Source organism: Solwaraspora sp. WMMA2059, assembly GCF_027497315.1.
In the GTDB taxonomy this organism is placed as follows: Bacteria; Actinomycetota; Actinomycetes; order Mycobacteriales; family Micromonosporaceae; genus Micromonospora_E.
In genome coordinates, this window is record NZ_CP114908.1 from 674,543 (window position 1) to 694,220 (window position 19,678).

Annotated in this window: 11 protein-coding genes; 9 read left to right on the top strand and 2 right to left on the bottom strand. The window is 72.9% G+C overall.

Going from position 1 to position 19,678, the window contains the following annotated elements; genetic code table 11:
• Positions 1–59: 59 nt before the first annotated feature.
• Positions 60–3,182: an EAL domain-containing protein gene (locus O7553_RS03105; RefSeq protein ID WP_281553377.1), complete on the top strand. Its 3,123-nt coding sequence runs from the start codon at positions 60–62 to the stop codon at positions 3,180–3,182.
• Between the two features lie 155 nt (positions 3,183–3,337).
• Positions 3,338–6,748 (top strand): S8 family serine peptidase, encoded by a 3,411-nt coding sequence (locus O7553_RS03110; RefSeq protein ID WP_281553378.1) that lies wholly within the window; start codon positions 3,338–3,340, stop codon positions 6,746–6,748.
• A 100-nt stretch (positions 6,749–6,848) separates the two neighbouring features.
• On the opposite strand, the gene dapD is transcribed toward O7553_RS03110, so the two are convergent.
• Positions 6,849–7,805, bottom strand: coding sequence for a 2,3,4,5-tetrahydropyridine-2,6-dicarboxylate N-succinyltransferase (gene dapD / locus O7553_RS03115; RefSeq protein WP_281553379.1), 957 nt, complete (start codon positions 7,803–7,805; stop codon positions 6,849–6,851).
• Positions 7,806–7,913: 108 nt separating this feature from the next.
• Here dapD and dapE point away from each other — a divergent pair, with 108 nt between their 5' ends.
• Positions 7,914–8,987 carry a succinyl-diaminopimelate desuccinylase gene (gene dapE / locus O7553_RS03120; protein WP_281553380.1) on the top strand — a complete coding sequence of 358 codons (1,074 nt, stop codon included), beginning with the start codon at positions 7,914–7,916 and terminating at the stop codon, positions 8,985–8,987.
• Positions 8,988–8,994: 7 nt separating this feature from the next.
• Here the strand turns inward: dapE and O7553_RS03125 are convergent, their stop codons facing one another.
• Positions 8,995–9,147, bottom strand: coding sequence for a hypothetical protein (locus O7553_RS03125; protein ID WP_281553381.1), 153 nt, complete (start codon positions 9,145–9,147; stop codon positions 8,995–8,997).
• A gap of 234 nt (positions 9,148–9,381) precedes the next feature.
• Between O7553_RS03125 and O7553_RS03130 the strand changes: the two genes are divergently transcribed.
• From O7553_RS03130 to O7553_RS03155, 6 genes are all read left to right on the top strand, one after another.
• A complete protein-coding gene (locus tag O7553_RS03130) occupies positions 9,382–10,293 on the top strand; it encodes a TIGR00730 family Rossman fold protein (protein ID WP_281553382.1) in 912 nt (303 codons plus the stop codon).
• Positions 10,294–10,307: 14 nt separating this feature from the next.
• Positions 10,308–10,853 carry a TIGR00730 family Rossman fold protein gene (locus O7553_RS03135; RefSeq protein ID WP_281553383.1) on the top strand — a complete coding sequence of 182 codons (546 nt, stop codon included), beginning with the start codon at positions 10,308–10,310 and terminating at the stop codon, positions 10,851–10,853.
• A gap of 91 nt (positions 10,854–10,944) precedes the next feature.
• The gene (locus O7553_RS03140) at positions 10,945–14,376 is read left to right on the top strand and encodes an ATP-dependent DNA helicase (protein WP_281555444.1); all 3,432 of its coding nucleotides are present in this window, start codon (positions 10,945–10,947) and stop codon (positions 14,374–14,376) included.
• The gene (locus O7553_RS03145; protein ID WP_281553384.1) at positions 14,373–17,723 is read left to right on the top strand and encodes a UvrD-helicase domain-containing protein; all 3,351 of its coding nucleotides are present in this window, start codon (positions 14,373–14,375) and stop codon (positions 17,721–17,723) included. Before O7553_RS03140 ends, O7553_RS03145 begins: the two co-directional genes overlap by 4 nt.
• 242 nt (positions 17,724–17,965) lie before the next feature.
• The gene (locus O7553_RS03150; protein ID WP_123605346.1) at positions 17,966–18,169 is read left to right on the top strand and encodes a cold-shock protein; all 204 of its coding nucleotides are present in this window, start codon (positions 17,966–17,968) and stop codon (positions 18,167–18,169) included.
• A 163-nt stretch (positions 18,170–18,332) separates the two neighbouring features.
• The gene (locus tag O7553_RS03155) at positions 18,333–19,670 is read left to right on the top strand and encodes a DEAD/DEAH box helicase (RefSeq protein WP_281553385.1); all 1,338 of its coding nucleotides are present in this window, start codon (positions 18,333–18,335) and stop codon (positions 19,668–19,670) included.
• Positions 19,671–19,678 lie beyond the last annotated feature (8 nt).

A 19,678-nucleotide genomic window follows, 5' to 3' on the forward strand; every position in this document is an offset into this window, starting at 1 on the left:
CGTCGACGGGTCAGTTGTAGGCGTTGCCACGTGTCGACGTCCGGCCTGAGGGGAGGCCCGTGTCGGTCCGGAAGCTCACCAGTGGATACGCCACGGTGATGATCCTGCTGTCCGCCGGGATCCTTCTTGCCCCCGGTTGGCATCCGGTGCTGTGGCCGGCGCTCGGGCTCACGAGCGCTGGTGGAATCGTCTTCGGTATCCGCCGCTACCGGCCGAAACGGGCCGCGGCGTGGTGGAGTCTCGCTGCCGCGTTGGTGATGCTCGCTGCCGGCGACACCACGTACGCGATTTCTCCCGGCACAATCGTCAGTGAACTGTGCTATCTGACGGTATTCGTCCTCACCGCCGTCGGTCTGTTCATGTTGACCCAGGGCAGCCGGATGCTCGGCGACCGGTCACGTCTGCTCGACGTCCTCACGTTTGTCTGCACCGCCGTACTGCTCGCCTGGATCTTCATCATCGGTCCGTACATCACCGCTCCCGGGCTGGAGCCGGTCGAACGGTCGATGCTCGCCGCGTACGCCCTCGGGGACCTGTTGATTCTGGCCGTGATGATTCGTCTCCTGGCCACGAATTCCCGGACCCCGGCCCTGGTGCTGCTGCTCGTCGGCGCTGCCGGCATGCTCGTCGGTGACATCCTCTACGGACTGACGACGCTCGGCGAGCAGTGGCAGCCGGGCGGGCCGATCGAACTCGGCTGGCTGCTGACGTACCTCACCTGGGGAGCGGCCGGGCTGCATCCGTCGATGGCGCAGCTGTCCGAGCCGGTCGAGATCGAGCAGGGCAGGATCAGCCGGCCGTGGGCGGTGCTGTTGATCCTGGCCACCATGATCTCCCCGTCGATCCTGCTGGTCGAGGCGATGACCGGGCGGATCCGTGACGGGGCGATGCTGGCAATCACCTCGGCGGTGGTCTTCGCGCTGGTGCTCAGCAGGTTCGGCGACGTGCTCGCCGCGCACCGTCAGACGGTCCGCCGGGAGCAGGGGCTGCGGGACGCGTGCGCCGCCTTGGTCTCGGCGGCCGACGCCGCGCAGGTGGATCACGCGGTACGGTCCGGGCTGGCCCGGATCGTACCGGAGGGTGTCGATCACCGTCTGGTGCTGGTACTCAACCGCACCGGAGGTGTGCCGGCGCTGGCCAGCAGCGTCTGGGGACCGTCGGTGCCGGCGACGGCGACCGGCACGTTGCTGCCGTCGACCGCAGCGGTACGGCGTACCCGGCTGCTGCGTCGGCCGGCTCTGACGCCGATGCTGGCCCACCAGCTCGGGTCCTTTCCGTTCGCGCTGCTCTGCCCGTTGGTGCTGCCGGAGCAGCGGCCGCCCGGTCCGGTGCCGGCACGGCCGCGGCCCGACGCGCTCGGCCCGCGGGCCGGGGTGCTGCTGGTCTCGGCCGAGACCAGCGTCCTCAACGCGTTGCGCGACGCCATCGAGGTGCTGGCCAGTCACGCCACGATGGCATTGGAACGGATCCGGCTGGGTGACGAGATCAACCGGCGGGACGCGGAGGTGTACTTCCGCGCCCTGGTGCAGAACAGCGTGGACATCATCCTGATCGTCGACGACGGCGACGCGGTCCGGTACGCCAGCCCGGCGGTGCAGACGGTGCTCGGTCGGCCGGCACCGGACGGCGGGCAGCTGACCGACCTGGTCGATCCGCCGGACCACGGGCGGGTGCTCGAAGGGCTGGCCCTGGTCCGCTCCTCCGGCGAGCCGCACGACTGGCCGGACTGGCGGCTGCGGCACGCCGACGGGAGCACCGTGCAGGTCGAGGTGAGCTGCCGTGACCTGCGGTCGGACCGGGCGGTACGCGGTCTTGTGCTCACCCTGCGGGATGTCACCGAGCGACGTCGGCTGGAGCAGGAGTTGACGCACCGGGCGTTCCACGACTCGTTGACCGGGCTGGCGAACCGGGTGCTGTTCCACGACCGGGTGCAGCAGGCGGTGGCCCGCGCCCAGCGCAGCGGACTCGCGGTCGGCGTCCTGTTCATCGATCTTGACGATTTCAAGGTCGTCAACGACACGATGGGCCATCAGGCCGGCGACGAGCTGCTGGTCGCCGTGGCGAACCGGTTGGCGGCCACGCTGGGGTCGGCCGATGCGGCCGCCCGGCTCGGCGGCGACGAGTTCGCCGCGCTGGTCGATGACGCGACTGACCCGGCCGAGGTGGAGCAGGCGGCGCAGCGGGTGGTCGCCGCCTTCGCCGAGCCGTTCCGGCTCGCCGGGCGGATGGTCGGTGGCGCGGTCAGCGTCGGGGTCGCGACCACCTCGGACGCCGGGGGCACCGACGAGTTGCTGCGGCACGCGGATCTTGCCCTCTACGTCGCCAAGGGTGCGGGCAAGGGCCGCTGGCGGCGGTACCAGCCGGCATTGCACGTGAGCCTGATCCGGCGGATGGAGCTGCGCACCGCGTTGGAGCGGTCGGCGCCGGAGTCCGACTTCGCCGTCGTGTACCAGCCGATCATCGAGCTGGCCAGCGGCAACGCCGTCGGGCTGGAGGCGTTGCTGCGGTGGCGGCACCCGAGCCTGGGACTGCTGCGGCCGGACCAGTTCATCGACGTGGCCGAGGAGACCGGGCTGATCGAGCCGATCGGCGACTGGGTGCTGGGCCGGGCGCTCGCCGCTGTCAGCCAGTGGCGGGCCGCTCTGCCGGTGGGTGAGGCCCCGTACGTCAGCATCAACGTCTCCGCGCGGCAGTTCCGGGTCGCCGGCTTCACCGGCAAGGTCCGTCGCGAGTTGATCGCCGCCGGGTTGCCGGCGAACTCGGTGATGCTGGAGTTGACCGAGAGTCTGCTGCTGCAGAACGACGACCAGGTCTGGTCGGACCTGGCGCAGCTGCGTGAGCTCGGTGTCCGGTTGGCCATCGACGACTTCGGTACGGGGTTCTCCTCGCTCAGCTACCTGCGTCAGCTGCCCATCGACGTGCTCAAGATCGACCGTTCGTTCACCGCGGAGATGGCCTTCTCGCAACGGCAGCGCTCGTTGGTGGACGGGATCATCCGGTTGGCGCACTCGCTCGGTCTGCAGGTGGTGGCGGAGGGCATCGAGACGGTAGCCGACCGGAACCTCCTCGGAGACCTGGGGTGCGGCTACGGGCAGGGTTATCTGTTCTCCCGTCCGCTCGCCGAGGCGGACGCGGTGGCCTGGCTGGCCGGTGGGCGGCCGGTCGGGTTGCCGCAGCCCTAGATGATCTATAAGTAGTCGAACGGCAACCTTGAGTGCAAATCCTGTCCATATTGCCCCGAGTTTCGGGTCGAGTGAGTGCATACCGGGTATGTAATCCTGAGGCTTCGGAATCACGACCCTGACGCCCGCTGCGGCGTCTACCGGGGAGGTTCACGATGTCCAATCCATCCAGGAGACTCCACGCCGCCACGCTCATCGCCGTACTGACCGCGACGCTGATCGGTGTCGGACGGCCCGGACCGGCCGCCGCCCAACCGGCACCGAACCCCGACGACCCGGTCAGTCGGGTCCGTGCCGACCCGGCGACCGCGGTCACCCTGATCACCGGTGACCGGGTCGTCGTCACCCGCGCCGGCACCGCCGTCCAACCCGCCCCGGACCGCAACCACCTGCGGTTCCACACCTACCAGAGCTCCGACGGCCGGTATGTCGTACCGGCCGACGCGCAGCCGCTGATCCGCACCGGCGTGCTGGACCGGCGACTGTTCAACGTCACCGATTTGATCTCGTCCGGCTACCACGACGCCGCCACCGCTCGGCTACCGCTGCTCGTCGAGTACGCCGCCCCGGCCGACGCCGCCCGCCGGGCCGCCGGCGGCCTTGCCGGCGCGCGGATCACACGGGACCTGCCGGCGATCGGCGGTGCCGCGCTGACCGCCGACAAGCACGCGGCAACCGACTTCTGGGCGGCGGTCACCGGCACCGACCCGGCCCCGCCCGGCGAGGCCACCGGCCGCGCCGGGGCCCTGGCCACCGCCTCCGGCCTGGCCCGGGTCTGGCTGGACGGCCGACGGCGACTGCTGCTCGACCGCAGCGTCGGGCAGATCGGTGCGCCGGCCGCCCACGACGCCGGATTCACCGGGGCCGGGGTGACCGTCGCCGTACTGGACAGCGGAGTCGACGCCGACCACCCCGACCTGACCGGCAAGGTGGCCCGGTCGGAGAACTTCACCGACGACCCGGACCCGGCCGACCGGGTCGGGCACGGCACCCACGTCGCCTCGATCATCGCCGGCAGCGGTGCCGCCTCCGGCGGGGCGAACCAGGGAGTGGCCCCCGACGCCACCCTGGTTTCCGGCAAGGTGTGCGAGTCGTCCTGGTGCACCGAGTCGGCGATCCTGGCCGGCATGCAGTGGGCCGCGACCGACCAGCGGGCCACCGTCGTCAACCTCAGCCTCGGTGGCCCGGACACCCCGCAGACCGATCCGCTGGAGAAGGCGGTCGACACGCTCACCGCGCAGACCGGCGCGCTCTTCGTGATCTCAGCCGGCAACTCCGGCGCGGACCGCACCGTCGGCTCGCCGGGCAGCGCCGACGCGGCGCTGACCGTGGGCGCGGTGGACCGCGACGACACGCTCGCCGACTTCTCCAGCCGTGGCCCGCGCACCGGTGACGACGCGGTCAAACCGGACATCACCGCCCCGGGCGTCGGGATCGTCGCGGCCCGCGCCGCCGGCACCACCCTCGCCGATCCGGTCGACGAGCACTACGTCGCCGCCTCCGGCACCTCGATGGCCGCGCCGCACGTGGCCGGAGCCGCCGCGCTGCTCGCCCAGCGCCGGCCGAACTGGACCGCCGTGCGGTTGAAGGCCGGCCTGATGGCGTCGGCCACACCGCGGTCCGGCACCGGCGCCTACCCGCAGGGTGCCGGCCGGGTGGACGTCGTTCGCGCCGTCACCCAGGAGCTGATCAGCCGACCTGCCAGCGTGTCGTTCGGCCGCGCCGACTGGCCGCACCACGACGACCCGGCGATCGTCGAGAAGGTCACCTACCGCAACACCGGCAGCAAGCCGCAGACCCTGACCCTCACCGTCGAAGCCGTCGGTCCGACCGGCCGCAGCGCACCGGCGGGAATGTTCCGGGCCGGCACCACCACGCTGACCGTACCGGCCGGCGGCACCGAAGCAGTGACGCTGACCGCGGACACCAGCGTCGGTGGCCAGAACGGCTACTACTCCGGCCATCTGATTGCCACCGGTGCCGGTCAGCGCGTCGTCACCCCGTTCGGCGTCCACCGGGAAGTGGAAAGCTACGACCTGACCTTCGTCCACGTCAACCAGGCCGGCGTGGCGACCGACGACTACTGGACCGTCGCGGTCGGCCTGGACCAGATGGCGGACGCGATGCCGTGGACCTCGGACGGCTCCGGGCGGGTCACCACCCGGCTGCCCGCCGGCCGGTACGGGCTGTCCAGCGTCATCCAACGCCAGACCGGCGAACAGAAGTACGAGCTCGCCGTTCTGGTCCGGTCGAACCTGCGGCTGGACGCTGACCGCACCGTACTGTTCGACGCCCGTACCGCCCGACCGGTCCGGATGACCGTGCCCGAGCCGACCGCCCGTCCGGCGCTGGTCGACGTCAGCCTCTACTACCGCACCCCGCAGATGGGTGCCGGGATCGGGGTGCTGGCCGACACCTTCGACGGGCTCTCCGCCGCCCACGAGGGCGGTCCGTCGGGCACGGGCGAGTTCAGCGCCAGCATCGCCAGCCAGTGGCTGCGACCGGACGGCGCGGACGGGTTCACCGCCAGCCCGTACTTCTACGGGTTGACTGAGCTCTTCGCCGACCGGCTGCCCACCGGCTTCACCCGGCACTACCGCCCCCGGGAGCTGGCCACCGTCCGGCACCGGTTCCGCGGGGTCAGCCACGGCGACCGCACCGACCGGTTGGTCTTCCCCGGCCACGGCGAGCAGGACATCGGGGGATGGGCGCTGGTGACCCCGGTCGAGCTGCCCAGCGTGCGGGTGGAGCACTACAGCGTGTCGAGCACGTCGACCTGGGAGAGTTCCCTGGAGTTCGGCCGGGCGGTGGACGGTCAGCTCTGGCCGGAGAACACCGCCGTGCTGGTCTCACCACCGAGCCGCCACCAGCCCGGCAAACGCATCCTGGACACCTGGAACCTGGCACCGTACGGGCCGGTGTTCCCGGCCGTCCCGGGCGACGGTGCCTGGGTCAGCCGGCGGGGCAACGTCGTCGACGTCCAGGTGCCGATGTTCGGCGACGCGCAGGGCCACCTCGGCGGGGTGGTGACGGAGACCGCGCGGACCGCGCTGTACCGCAGCGGAAAGCTGATCGGGGATAGCCCGGAGCCGGGCTACGGCCGGTTCCCGGTGCCACGGGCTCAGGCCGACTACCGGCTGGAGGTGTCGGCGACGCACGACGTCGGGGACTTCTCCACGTCGGTCAGCGGGGCGTGGACCTTCCCGTCCGGTCCGGTGACCCGTGACCAGGTGGCGGCGCTGCCGGTGATGGCGGTGCGGTTCACCCCGTCGGTGGACGCCGGCAACACCGCCGTCGCCGGGCGGGCGATGGAGATCCCGTTCACCGTCGCCCACCAGCCGGGTGTGGTCGGGATCGGGATCCGTCGGCCGACGGTCGAGGTGTCCTACGACGGCGGACAGACCTGGCTGCCGGCCGACGTACGGTCCGCAAAGGCCGGCTGGACCGCCACGGTCCACCATCCGGACCGGGACGGTTACGTGTCGCTGCGGGCGTCGGTCACCGACCGGGCCGGCAACACGGCACGGCAGACAATCATCCAGGCGTACCGGATCGCGCGGCGCTGACCCGCGCCGGCCGGTGCCCTGCCCGCCCCGTAGCGGCGGGTGGGGCACCGGCCGACCTCGGCGGAGCCGCCACCGACTCACCGCACCGGCCGGTCCGCGATCAGCTGTTGGCGTGCAGTGCCTCGTTGAGCTGGATGCCGGCACCGGTACGCGGCCGGGCCTCCAGCGCCCCGGTGACTGAGTTGCGCCAGAACAGCAGCCCGTCGACCCCAGACAACTCGCGGGCCTTGACCACCCGGCCGCCCGGCAGGGTCACCTTGGAGCCGGCGGTGATGTAGCAGCCGGCCTCGACCACGCAGTCGTCGCCCAGCGAGATGCCGATGCCGGCGTTCGCGCCGAGCAGGCTGCGCTCGCCGATGCGGACCTTCTCGGTGCCGCCACCGGAGAGGGTGCCCATGATCGACGCGCCGGCCCCGACGTCGGAGCCGTCACCGACCACCACGCCGGCGACGATCCGCCCCTCGACCATCGAGGTGCCGAGGGTGCCGGCGTTGAAGTTGCAGAAGCCTTCGTGCATCACGGTCGTCCCGGACGCCAGGTGGGCGCCGAGCCGTACCCGGTCGGCGTCGGCGATCCGCACCCCGGACGGCACCACGTAGTCGGTCATCCGGGGGAACTTGTCCACCCCGTACACCGCCAGGTGCCGCCCGGCGGCCCGCTCGATCAGCCGCAGCTCGTCGACCCGGTCCGGCGGGCACGGTCCGCCGGAGGTCCAGGCGACGTTGGCCAGCCGGCCGAAGATGCCGTCCAGGTTGAGCTCGTTCGGCCGGACCAGCCGGTGGGACAGCAGATGCAGCCGCAGGTACGCGTCGGCGGCGTCGGCGATCGGGTCGGCCAGTGAACCGATCTCGACGACCACGATCTCGGTACGTAGTCCGGGCAGTGCCCGGGGGCCGACCACCCCGGCGGGCAGTCCGGCCGGTGTGGTGCCCTTCGCGGCCGGCGGACGCTCGCCGAGCCCTAGCTGGCCGACCGGATACCAGGTGTCCAGCACCTGGCCCTGCTCGGTGCAGGTGGCCAGGCCGATGCCCCAGGCGGGCTGCGTCGAAACCGTCACCGAATTGTCGCCTTCCGATCGGAGTACGTGTCACCAGTGGGCCGACGTCCGGGCGATCCGGGTGATCAGCGGACGAGTCGACCCTGCCGAGACGGTACCGTGCCAGCCATGGTGAACCCGCTGACCCCCGAGGTCCTGGCCGATCCGGTGACCCTGACCCGCGCCTTGGTCGACATCGAGTCGGTGTCGCGCAACGAGCAGCGGATCGCCGACTGCGTGGAGCAGGCACTGTCCGTCGTGCCCTGGCTGACTACCGGGCGGTACGGCAACACCGTGATGGCCCGGACCGAGCTGGGGCGTTCCCGGCGGGTGGTGCTCGCCGGGCATCTGGACACGGTGCCGCTGGCGGACAACTTCCCGTCCAGGGAGGCCGATGGCCTGATCTACGGTTGCGGCACCTCGGACATGAAGTCCGGGGTGGCGCACGCGTTGCATCTGGCGGCTACCGTCGCCGAGCCGAGGTACGACGTCACCTATCTGTTCTACGAGGCGGAGGAGATCGACTCACGGTTCAACGGGCTGCGTCTGGTGGCCGAGGCCCACCCGCAGTGGCTGTCAGCCGACTTCGCGGTGCTGCACGAGCCGACCCACGGCGTTGTCGAGGCCGGTTGCCAGGGCACCCTGCGGGCGGTGGTCGGCACCACCGGCCGCCGGGCCCACTCGGCCCGGTCCTGGCGCGGGGTGAACGCCATCCACGCCGCCGGTGAGGTGCTGCGCCGGCTGGGCAACTATTCGGCGCGGACCGTCGTCATCGACGGATGTGAGTACCGGGAAGGGCTGAACGCGGTCCGGATCAGCGGCGGGGTGGCCGGCAACGTGATCCCGGACCGGTGCGACGTCGAGGTCAACTTCCGGTTCGCGCCGGACCGCGACGGGCGGCAGGCGGAGCAGCACGTCCGCGAGGTCCTCGCCGGGTTCGATGTCGAGGTGGTCGACTGCGCCGATGGGGCGCTGCCCGGACTGACGTCGGCTCCGGCGCGGGAGTTCCTCGCCGCGGTCGGCGAGCCGCCGGTCGCGAAGCTGGGCTGGACCGACGTCGCCCGGTTCGCCGCGCTGGGCATCCCGGCGCTCAACTTCGGCCCCGGCGACCCCAACCTGGCGCACGCCCGTGACGAGCGCGTGGAGATCGACAAGATTCAGCAAGGTGCCGAGACACTCCGGCGTTGGCTGACGCCGGAGTGAACCGGGGTCACCGCAGCAGTGCCGGCTCCTGCTCGACGGTGTCGTCCACCGGCTCAGCCGGAAGCGCTCGCCCGCCGGCAACCCGGCGCTCGGCCACCACGACACGGATCCGGCGGTGCATCTGCCGCCGGACCCGGATGAGTTCGCTACGTGTCATCATGACTACTCCTCCCCCCGAAGGTGCCGTGACGGCGTCCTCCCCACCGTCCGGCGCACCCAGTATCTGTTGATGGAGACGTAGCCGCAGCCGATTTGGTTGCACTTGACGCAAGATTGACATCACCTTTCTCATCGTGGGCCGGGTTAGCGTCGCAGCGGGGCGGTTCGGCGTCCGCACTGGACACGCGCGGGCGGCCGCGTCAAGCACGGCACGCCGCCCACTACGGTTGTCCAGATGGACCAGTCGAACAACCATCGCGCGCCAGACGACCAATCCCGACCGGGACCGGACCGGGTTGGCCCGACACCCGACGAACCGGGGTCGGAGCGGCACCGGGGCGCGGTGACCCTGCGCCGGGAAGCGGTCCGCCGCAGCACCGCCGATCAGGGTCTGCTCGATTCACGGGCCCGTGGCGAATGGAAGACCAAGGATTCCTGGCGGGCGCTGCGAATCCTGTCGGAGTTCGTCGAAGGGTTCGACACTCTCGCTGATCTGCCGCCGGCGGTCAGTGTTTTCGGTTCAGCCCGCAGCGCGTCGGGCAGCCCTGAATGCCGGCTCGCCGAAGAACTGGGCCGTGCGCTCGCCGGTGCCGGCTACGCCGTGATCACCGGCGGCGGTCCCGGTGTGATGGAGGCGGCCAACCGGGGTGCCACCGAGGCCGGCGGCGTGTCGGTGGGGCTCGGCATCGAATTGCCGTTCGAGCAGGGCATCAACGAATGGGTGGAGGTCGGCATCAACTTCCGTTACTTCTTCGCCCGCAAGACCATGTTCGTCAAGTACGCCCAGGCGTTCGTGGTGCTGCCCGGCGGGTTCGGCACCATGGACGAGTTGTTCGAGGCGCTCACCCTGGTGCAGACCGGCAAGGTGACCAGGTTCCCGGTGGTGCTGATGGGCACCGGGTACTGGTCCGGACTGGTCGACTGGCTGCGTGACACGATGCAGGCGCAGGGGCGGATCGGCGATGCCGATCTCGACCTGCTCTGCCTGACCGACGACGTCGCCGAGGCGGTACGGCACATCGTCGACGCGGACGCCGCCCTCGCCGCAGAGCAGGAGGCGCTGCGCCAGACGGCGCACGCCCAGATCGCGGCCGAGCGGCAGGCCGACGAACGGGCACCGGCCGGGGACCACCGGCCGGCGGAGTGAGAGGAGCAGCACGGATGGCCGCGATCGGAGTCTTCTGCGCCTCGTCGCGCACCCTTGAGCAGCGGTGGCTCGACCTGGCCGCCGAGACCGGACGGGAGCTGGCCCGGCGTGGGCACACCCTGGTCTCCGGCGGCGGCTGCGTCGGCATGATGGGTGCGCTCGCGGACGGCACCCGGGCCGGCGGCGGCTGGACCCTCGGGGTGATCCCGCAGTCGCTGGTCGACCTGGAAGTGGCCGACACCCGCTCCGACGAACTCGTCGTCACCGACGGGATGGCCAGCCGTAAGACGCTGATGATCGAAAAGTCGGATGCGTTCGTCACCCTGCCCGGCGGCCTCGGCACTTTGGACGAACTGTTCGAGGTGTGGACCACGGCGGTGCTCGGGCTGCACCGCAAACCGGTGGTCCTCGTCGACACCGACGGCTTCTACCAAGGGCTGCTGGACTGGCTGACGGCGCTGGCGGAGACGGCGTTCGTCGGGTGGTCGGCCCGGGAGATGCTGATTGTCGTCGATTCAGTGCCGGCGGCGCTGGACGAGATCGAGGCCCGGCTCGATTGACCGGATCCCTGCAGTCCGGCGTGCCCGCGACCCGGCGTGCCGGCCACCCGGCTGCCGACAGCTGTCCCATCGTCGTGGTGAGATGAGCGGCGTGCAGGCGTACCGGCTGGTCCGCCGGCCGGCGCAGGCCGAGCCGGCGCGCTTCGACGACTCCGCGCAGCAGGCAGTGGTCACGCACACCGACGGACCGCTGCTGGTCGTCGGCGGTCCGGGTACCGGCAAGACCAGCACCCTGGTCGACGCGGTCGCCACCCGGGTCGCCGAGGGGACCGACCCGGAGCGGATCCTGGTGCTCACCTTCAACCGGCGGGCCGCCGTCGCACTGCGCCGACGGATCGAGGCGGCGATCGCCGCCGGCTCCCGGCGGGTGTTGCACGAACCCCTGGTACGAACGTTTCCCGGCTACGCGTTCGGCCTGTTGCGCCGTGCCGCCGCCGAACGGGGTGAGCCGTCGCCGCGGCTGCTCACCGGCCCCGAGCAGGATCTGATCATCCGCGAACTGCTGGACGTGGCCGGCCCGCAGCCAGGGGCCACCGGACTGGACGGCCCGACCGCCGCCACCACCGGCCCGGCCGGCAATCAGATCGGTGACCAGATCGGTGACCCGGTCGGCTGGCCGCCGGAGTTGCGCGCCGCCCTGCCCACCAGGGCGTTCGCCACTCAGCTGCGCGACCTGCTGCAGCGGGCCACCGAACGTGGTGTCGGGCCGGTTGAGCTGGCCCGGCTCGGTGAACGGCTGGGCCGGGCAGACTGGCCGGCGGCGGCCCGCTTCCTGCGCCAGTACGTCGCGGTTCTCGCGCTGCGCGACGTCAGCAACCGGGGTTCGATCGGCTACGACCACGCCGAGCTGGTCCGGGCCGCCACCGGGCTGCTCACCGACGATCCGCCGCTGCTTGAGGCCGAACGGGGCCGGCTGTCCTACATCTACGTCGACGAACTGGCCGACACCGACCCGGCGCAGGTCGAGCTGCTCGGCCTGCTCGCCGGCGGCGGGCGGCCGCTGGTCGTGTTCGCCGACCCGGACTCCTCGACGTACGCGTTCCGGGGCGCCGATCCGGGCATCGTGCCGGCGTTCAGGCACCGGTTCCGGACTGCCTCGGGCGCGCCCGCCCGGCAGATCCTGCTGCCGGTCTGCTACCGCACCGATCCGGAGCTGCTGGTGGCGACCGGTCGGGTGGCCCGGCGGCTGCGTGGCCCGGCCGGCCACCGCGAGCTGCGCCCGGCCCCGGCCGGCGGGCCGGTCGGTCGGTCGCCGGCCGACCCGCCGCCGGCCGACGGCGCGACGCCGGACCGGGCCGACCCGGTAGCGGTACGGGTGTTCCGCTCGGCGACCAGCGAGGCCGGCTACCTGGCGCACGCGCTGCGGGTGGCGCACCTGATCGACGGGGTGCCGTGGTCCCGGATGGCGGTGATCGTGCGCTCCACCACGCTGCAGCTGCCGCCGCTGCAGCGGGCGCTGCACGTCACCGGCGTACCGACCGTGGTGCACGCGGAGGACCTGCCGCTGCACCGGCAGCCGGCGGTGGCGCCGTTGCTGTTGCTGCTGCGCTGCGCGTTGGAGCCGGACCGGCTGGACGAGGAGGCGGCGGTCGCGCTGCTGCACTCCCCGCTGGGCGGGGCGGATCCGTTGGCCGAGCGGCGGCTGCGGCAAGGGCTGCGGGCTCTGGCGCTGGCCGCCGGTGACCGCCGTCCCTCCGGTGAGTTGCTGGTCGACGCGTTGCGCGATCCGGCGGAGCTGGCCGCGATCGAACGCCGCTGGGCGGCACCGGCGCAGGCGGTCGCGGCGCTGCTGGCCACCGCCCGGGACACCGCGGCCCGGCCGGGTGCGACCGCCGAGGATGTGCTCTGGGCGGTGTGGCAGACCAGCGGTCTGGCCGACCGGTGGTTCGGCGCGATCCTGCGCGGCCGGACCCCGGGCGGGCCGGCCGGCACCGTACCCGTCGGTGGGGTGACCGACGCCGGGGCGCGGTGGCGGGCCGCGGCGGCGGACCGGGACCTGGACGCCGTGATGGCGCTGTTCGACGCGGCCGCGCGGTTCGTCGATCGGCTGCCGGGTGCCCGGACCGAGGTCTTCCTCGACCATGTGCTCGGCCAGCAGTTGCCGGCCGACACCCTGGCGCCGAGCGGCGACCGCGGCGAAGCGGTCCGGCTGCTCACCGCGCATGCCGCGAAAGGCCTCGAATGGGACGTGGTGGCGGTCGCCGGGGTGCAGGAGGGTGTCTGGCCGGACCTGCGGCTGCGCGGCAGCCTGCTCGGTTCGGAACGGCTGGTCGATGTCTTGACCGGCCGGGCCGACGGCGCCGGGCTCACCGCGTCGCTGGTCGCGCAGACGTCGGCGCTGCTCGACGAGGAGCGGCGGTTGTTCTACGTGGCGGTGACCCGAGCCCGCCGACGGCTGCTGGTCACCGCGGTCGCCTCCGCCGGGGTCGGCGGGCTGGACCACGAGGAGCAGCCGAGCCGGTTCCTGCACGAGCTGGGCGTGTCGACGGTGGATGCCGACGGCGAGGAGCTGCCGACCCTGCCGGTCGGCCGGCCGCCCCGGTCGCTCACCCTGCCGGCGCTGGTCGCCGAGCTGCGTACCGTGGTCACCGACCAGACGGCGCAGCCGCAGCGCCGGCAGGAGGCGGCGGCGGTGCTCGGCCGGCTGGCGGTCGCCGGGGTGCCCGGTGCCCACCCGGACGACTGGTGGGGGCTGCGGCCGCTCTCCGACGACCGGCCGCTGGTCGACGAGGGCGAGTCGGTCCGGGTCACCCCGTCGACCATGGAGAGCGCGCTGCGGTGCAGCCTGCGCTGGCTGCTGGAGCGGCACGGCGGCCGGGGCGAGCCGAGCGCGGCGGCCGGCGTCGGCAACCTGGTGCACGCGGCGGCGATGCTCGCTGAGGACGCCAGCGTCGACCGGGCGAAACTGCTGGAGTACGTCGCGGCCCGGTTCGACGCGATCGACCTGGCCGCCCGCTGGATGGCCGGTCCGGAGCTGGCCCGCGCCGAAGGCATGGTCGACAAGCTGCTGCGCTGGCTGGCCAGCAACCCGCGCCGGCTGCTCGCGATCGAGCACGAGTTCACCGTACGGCTGGACGACCCGCGGCAGCCGGTGGAGCTGACCGGCCGGGTGGACCGGTTGGAGATCGACGCCGACGGCCGGTTGGTGGTGATCGACCTCAAGACCGGCAAGTCGACCTCGGTCACCGCCGCCGAGCTGGCCGAGCATCCGCAGCTCGGTGCCTACCAGGCGGCGGTCGAGGCGGGGGCGTTCGCCGAGTACGGCGACGACGCCGGTGGCGCGGCGCTGGTCCAGCTCGGTACCCCGGTGAAGGAGGCGAAGGAGCAGCAGCAGGAGCCGCTGGCCGACACCGACGACGCCGGCTGGGCGACGGCGATGGTCCGCCGTACCGCCCAGACGATGGCGGCGTCGACGTTCTCGGCGGTGGCCAACTCCAGCTGCCGGGTCTGCCCGGTGAAGACCAGCTGCCCGGTCTCCGGCAAGGGCCGGCAGGTCGTCGAACCACCAGCGGAGCACGGATGACGCAGCAGTCGTTGTTCGCCGCCGCTCCGCCGCCGCGCCGCCGCCCTGACGCCGGGCCGCGCTACACCCCGCAGGAGCTGTCCCGGCTGCTGAAACTGCCGCCACCGACCCCGGAGCAGGCGGCGATCATCGCCGCCCCGGTGGAGCCGCTGCTGGTGGTCGCCGGGGCCGGGTCCGGCAAGACCGAGACGATGGCCGCCCGGGTGGTCTGGCTGGTCGCCAACGACCAGGTACGCCCGGAGCAGGTGCTCGGCCTCACCTTCACCCGTAAGGCGGCCGGTGAGCTGGCCCACCGGATCCGGACCCGGCTGGGACAACTGGTCCGCCAGCTCGGCCGGCAGGGTCGCCGGGAGGAGGAGGATCCGCTGGCCGGCGAGCCGATGGTGGCGACCTACCACTCGTACGCCGCCCGGGTGGTCACCGAACACGGGCTGCGGGCCGGGTACGAGCCGTCGGCCCGGCTGCTCACCGAGGCGTCCCGCTGGCAGATCGTCGACTTCCTGGTCCGCAACTACGACGGTGACATGTCCGAGGTGGACCGGGCGCCGGGCACGGTCACCGACGCGGTGCTGGCGCTCGCCGGGGAACTGGCCGAGCACCTGGTCACCCCGGACCAGTTGGCCGGCTGGACCGGCCGGTTCTTCGCCGAGGTGCAGTCCCGGCCCGGCCGGGTGTACGCCGACGTGCGGCGGGCGCTGACCATCCAGCAGATCCGGCTGCGGCTGCTGCCGCTGGTCCGGGCGTACCAGCAGCGCAAGGCCGATTTCGAGGCGATGGACTTCGCCGACCAGATGTCCCGGGCGGCGCAGGTGGCCCGGGACCATCCGGCGGTGGGCGAGTTGGAGCGGGACCGCTACCGGGTGGTGCTGCTCGACGAGTACCAGGACACCAGCCACGCCCAGGTGGTGATGCTGCGGTCGCTGTTCGGCGGCGGGCATCCGGTGGTCGCGGTCGGTGACCCGTGCCAGTCGATCTACGGCTGGCGCGGGGCGAGCGCCGGCACCCTGGACCGGTTCCCCGGCGAGTTCGCCCGTGCCGACGGCACCCCGGCCCGGTCGCTGACGCTGACCACCAGTTGGCGCAATCGGCCGGAGATCCTCAGCGTCGCCAACCAGCTGTCCGGCCCGCTGCGGACCGCCGGGGCCCGGGTGGCGGCGCTGGCCGCCGCCGCGAAGGTCGCTCCGCCGATTCCGGGCCGCACGGCCCGGGGCGCGCCGGCCGCGACGGTGCACTGCGCGCTGCTGGACACGGTGCTCGACGAGGCCGAGTGGATCGCCGACGGCATGTTGGCGGCCTGGCGGGGGGCGGCCGGCGTCGAGCCGGGTCGCGGTGACGAGATCCCGGTCGACGCCCGGCCGACCAGCGCGGTGCTGGTCCGGGTGCGCAGCCAGATCCCGGCGGTCGAGGCGGCGCTGCGGGCCCGCGGCCTGCCGGTCGAGGTGGTCGGTCTCGGCGGCCTGCTGGACACCCCGGAGGTCCGCGACGTCGTCAGTACGCTGCGCGTGCTGGCCGATCCGACCGACGGCGCGGCGCTGCTGCGGCTGCTGACCGGGGCCCGGTGGCGGATCGGTCCCCGGGACCTGGTGGCGCTGCACCGGCGGGCCCGGGCGATCGCCGACGCCCGGCGGGAGCTGCCCCGGGCCGGGGCGGCTGAGCCGGAGATCGTCGTCGACCGGCTCGACGAGGCCAGCCTGGTCGAGGCGTTGGCCGATCCGGGGCCGGCCCAGCTGTACTCGGCGGAGGGCTACGCCCGGCTGCGCGGGTACGGCCGGGAGCTGGCCCTGCTGCGGCAACGCCTGGACCAGTCGTTGCCGGACCTGATCGCCGACGTCGAGCGGACCACCGGCCTGGACGTGGAGGTGGCGGTGCGGGCCGGCGGGGCCGGCGGCGGTGACGCCGGGCTGGCCCGCGGGCACCTGGACGCGCTCGGCGACGTCGCCGCCCGGTTCGCCGGTGAGTCGGACACCGCGACCCTGTCGGCGTTCCTGGCATTCCTGGACGCCGCCGAGGACGAGGAACGCGGGCTGAGCCCCGGCGAGATCGACGTGGTGTCCGGCGCGGTGCAGATCCTCACCGCGCACGCCGCCAAGGGCCTGGAGTGGGACGTGGTGGCGGTGGCCGGGCTGACCCGCGACGTCTGGCCGGGGGCGGTGCGCGGCTCGGACCACTACCTGTACGGCCTCGGGGTGCTGCCGTTCCCGTTGCGCGGCGACGCGGATGGCCTGCCGGCGCTGGTCCTCGACGACGCCGAGGACCAGAAGGCGGTGGAGCGGGAGCTGACCGAGTTCGGCAAGCGGTGGCGCGAGCACGACGAGCGGGAGGAGCGGCGGCTGGCGTACGTGGCCGTCACCCGGCCGCGCCGGCTGCTGCTCTGTTCCGGCTACTGGTGGGGCGCCGGGGTGAAACGGCACCGTGGGCCGTCGGTGTTCCTCAGGGAGATCCACGACGACTGCCTGGCCGGCGCGGGGGTGGTGGACCACTGGGCGGCGGAGCCGCTGCCGGGCGCGGCGAACCCGATCGACGAGGTGACGGTCCGGGCCGAGTGGCCGGCCGATCCGCTGGGCGCGCAGCGGCCCCGGATGACGGAGGCGGCGAACCTGGTCCGCCAGGCGATGGACCGGCCGGTCGACCCGCCGGACGATGAGCCGTCGGCGGGGTGGTGGGCGGAGGCCCGGATCCTGCTCGCCGAGCGGGACCAGCTGGCTCACGGGGTCGGGCCGGTGGACGTGCCGCTGCCGGACCAGTTGTCGGTGTCGCAGTTGGTGGCCTTGCGTCGGGACCGGTTCGGGCTGGCCCGGACGCTGCGCCGGCCGCTGCCCGGTCGACCGGATCCGTACGCCCGGCGGGGGACGGCGTTCCACGCCTGGCTGGAGCAGCGCTTCGGCGCGGACCGGCTGTTGGACGTCGACGAGTTGCCCGGTTCCGCCGACGCCGACGCGGCACCCGACGACGCCCTGCTGGAGCTGCAGGAGCGGTTCCTGGCCAGCGAGTGGGCCGGCCGGGTGCCGGTCGAGGTGGAGGTGCCGTTCGCCACGGTGATCTCCGGGGTGGTGGTTCGTGGCCGGATGGACGCGGTGTTCGCCGGTCCGGGCGGCCGGTACGACGTGGTCGACTGGAAGACCGGGCGGCAACCGACCGGGGTGGCCGAAGCCGCGGCGGCGGTGCAGCTCGCCGCGTACCGGCTGGCCTGGGCGGACCTGGCCGGGGTGCCGGTGGAGCAGGTCCGGGCCGCGTTCCACTACGTGCGCGACGGTGTCACCGTGCGGCCGGCTGACCTGCTGGACCGGGCCGGGCTGGCGAAGCTGATCAATGATCTGCCGTTGCTGGGTGGCACGTCGGATTCGTGATAGCCTGGCGGTGTTGCAGTATTGGTTCCCCGTGCCGTCCCCGGTGCTACCCGCCGGCCGGCCGGTCACAGTGACAGTGCGAGCGCCTGTGGGGTCTCGGCCCAGGCGCTCTTTGTTGTGTCCGGACTCTGTTCCGGATGGGGCGATCAGCACCGCGACGCCGGTCCGCGTAGTAAGCGCGGATCTCACATCGGCCCGCAGGCAGTCTCGGGTCCGATCGTTCCATCAAGGAGAAGAGTTACATGGCAGTAGGCACCGTCAAGTGGTTCAACGCGGACAAGGGTTTTGGTTTCATCACCCCGGATGAGGGCGGTGCCGACGTGTTCGCCCACTTCTCCGCCATCCAGTCCTCCGGCTACCGGAGCCTGGACGAGAACCAGCGGGTCGAGTTCGAGATCACCCAGGGCCAGAAGGGCCCGCAGGCGGCCAACATCCGCCCGCTCTGAGCTGTTCGGTACGAACGGTCCGGCTCCCGCCGCCTGAGCGGCGGGAGCCGGACCGCAGCAAGTCCCACCCTGGTTCGTGCTTGTGACCCGCTGCTGGCGACCCTGTCGCCCGGCGCCTTCCTCGCTACGTGCCACCTCGCTAGCGGAAGGCCGATCCGGTCATATGAGCACCACCACGATTCTTCACGTCCAGACGCCCTCCTTCGCCGACCTCGGTGTGCCGGCGAGCCTGCTCGCCGCGTTGACCGCCAACGGCATCAATGAGCCGTTCCCCATCCAGGCGGCGACGCTGCCCGACTCGTTGGCCGGCCGTGACGTCCTCGGCCGCGGCCGCACCGGCTCCGGCAAGACCCTCGCCTTCGGGCTGCCGCTGGTGGCCCGTACCGCAGGGCGGCGCGCCCGCCCCGGTCGGCCACTTGCCCTGGTCCTGGTCCCCACCCGTGAGCTGGCCCAGCAGGTGACGGCTGCGGTGGAGCCGTACGCCCGGGCGGTGCGGCTGCGCTGCGTCACCGTCGTCGGTGGCCTGTCGATCCAACGCCAGGCCGACGCGCTGCGCTCCGGTGCGGAGATCGTCGTCGCCACCCCGGGTCGGCTCAACGACCTGGTCAACCGGGGCGCGTGCCAGCTCGACGACGTCACCGTGGCGGTGCTCGACGAGGCCGACCAGATGGCCGACATGGGTTTCCTGCCGCAGGTCACCACGATCCTGCGCAAGGTCGCGCCGGGCGGGCAGCGGATGCTCTTCTCGGCCACCCTGGACCGCGGGGTGGACCGGCTGGTCCGCGAGTTCCTCACCGACCCGGTGTCGCACCAGGTCGACCCGTCGACCGCCACCGTCGGCGCGATGAGCCACCACCTGTTGCACGTGAGCGCGGCCGACAAGCCGGCGACCACGGCGGCCATCGCCGCCCGGGACGGCCGGGTCATCATGTTCATCGGCACCAAGCACCGCGCCGACCGGCTGGCCCGCCAGCTGCTCGCCAGCGGGGTGCGGGCGGCCGCCCTGCACGGCGGCAAGTCCCAGGGGCAGCGCAACCGCATCCTGGAGCAGTTCAAGACCGGTCAGGTCACCGCGCTGGTCGCCACCGACGTCGCGGCCCGTGGCATCCACATCGACGACCTCGACCTGGTGCTCAACGTCGACCCGCCGGCGGACCACAAGGACTACCTGCACCGGGGCGGGCGTACCGCCCGGGCCGGTGCCGCCGGAGTGGTGGCCACCCTGGTCCTGCCGGAGCAGCGGCGGGACATGGACCGTCTGATGGCCGCCGCGAAGATCCGGCCGCAGCGCAGCTCGGTCAGCCCGGCGGACGCGGAACTGGCCCGGGTCACCGGCGCCCGCACCCCGTCCGGGGTGCCGGTCACGCTCCCCGCGCCGACCCGGGCCGTGGCGGCGAAGAACACTCCGGCCGGCACCGCCGACGGCACCGGTACCGGTCGGCGTCCGGGGCGTCGCCCGGGCGGCCGGCGTCGCCCGGCCCGCCGTCCGGCGGCCCGCTGACCGGCCAG

Coding starts and splice junctions, on each gene's coding strand:
- O7553_RS03110 (WP_281553378.1), top strand. CDS start 3,338: ATGTCCAATCCATCCAGGAGACTCCACGCCGCCACGCTCATCGCCGTA.
- dapE (WP_281553380.1), top strand. CDS start 7,914: ATGGTGAACCCGCTGACCCCCGAGGTCCTGGCCGATCCGGTGACCCTG.
- O7553_RS03125 (WP_281553381.1), bottom strand. CDS start 9,147: ATGATGACACGTAGCGAACTCATCCGGGTCCGGCGGCAGATGCACCGC.
- O7553_RS03130 (WP_281553382.1), top strand. CDS start 9,382: ATGGACCAGTCGAACAACCATCGCGCGCCAGACGACCAATCCCGACCG.
- O7553_RS03135 (WP_281553383.1), top strand. CDS start 10,308: ATGGCCGCGATCGGAGTCTTCTGCGCCTCGTCGCGCACCCTTGAGCAG.
- O7553_RS03145 (WP_281553384.1), top strand. CDS start 14,373: ATGACGCAGCAGTCGTTGTTCGCCGCCGCTCCGCCGCCGCGCCGCCGC.
- O7553_RS03150 (WP_123605346.1), top strand. CDS start 17,966: ATGGCAGTAGGCACCGTCAAGTGGTTCAACGCGGACAAGGGTTTTGGT.
- O7553_RS03155 (WP_281553385.1), top strand. CDS start 18,333: ATGAGCACCACCACGATTCTTCACGTCCAGACGCCCTCCTTCGCCGAC.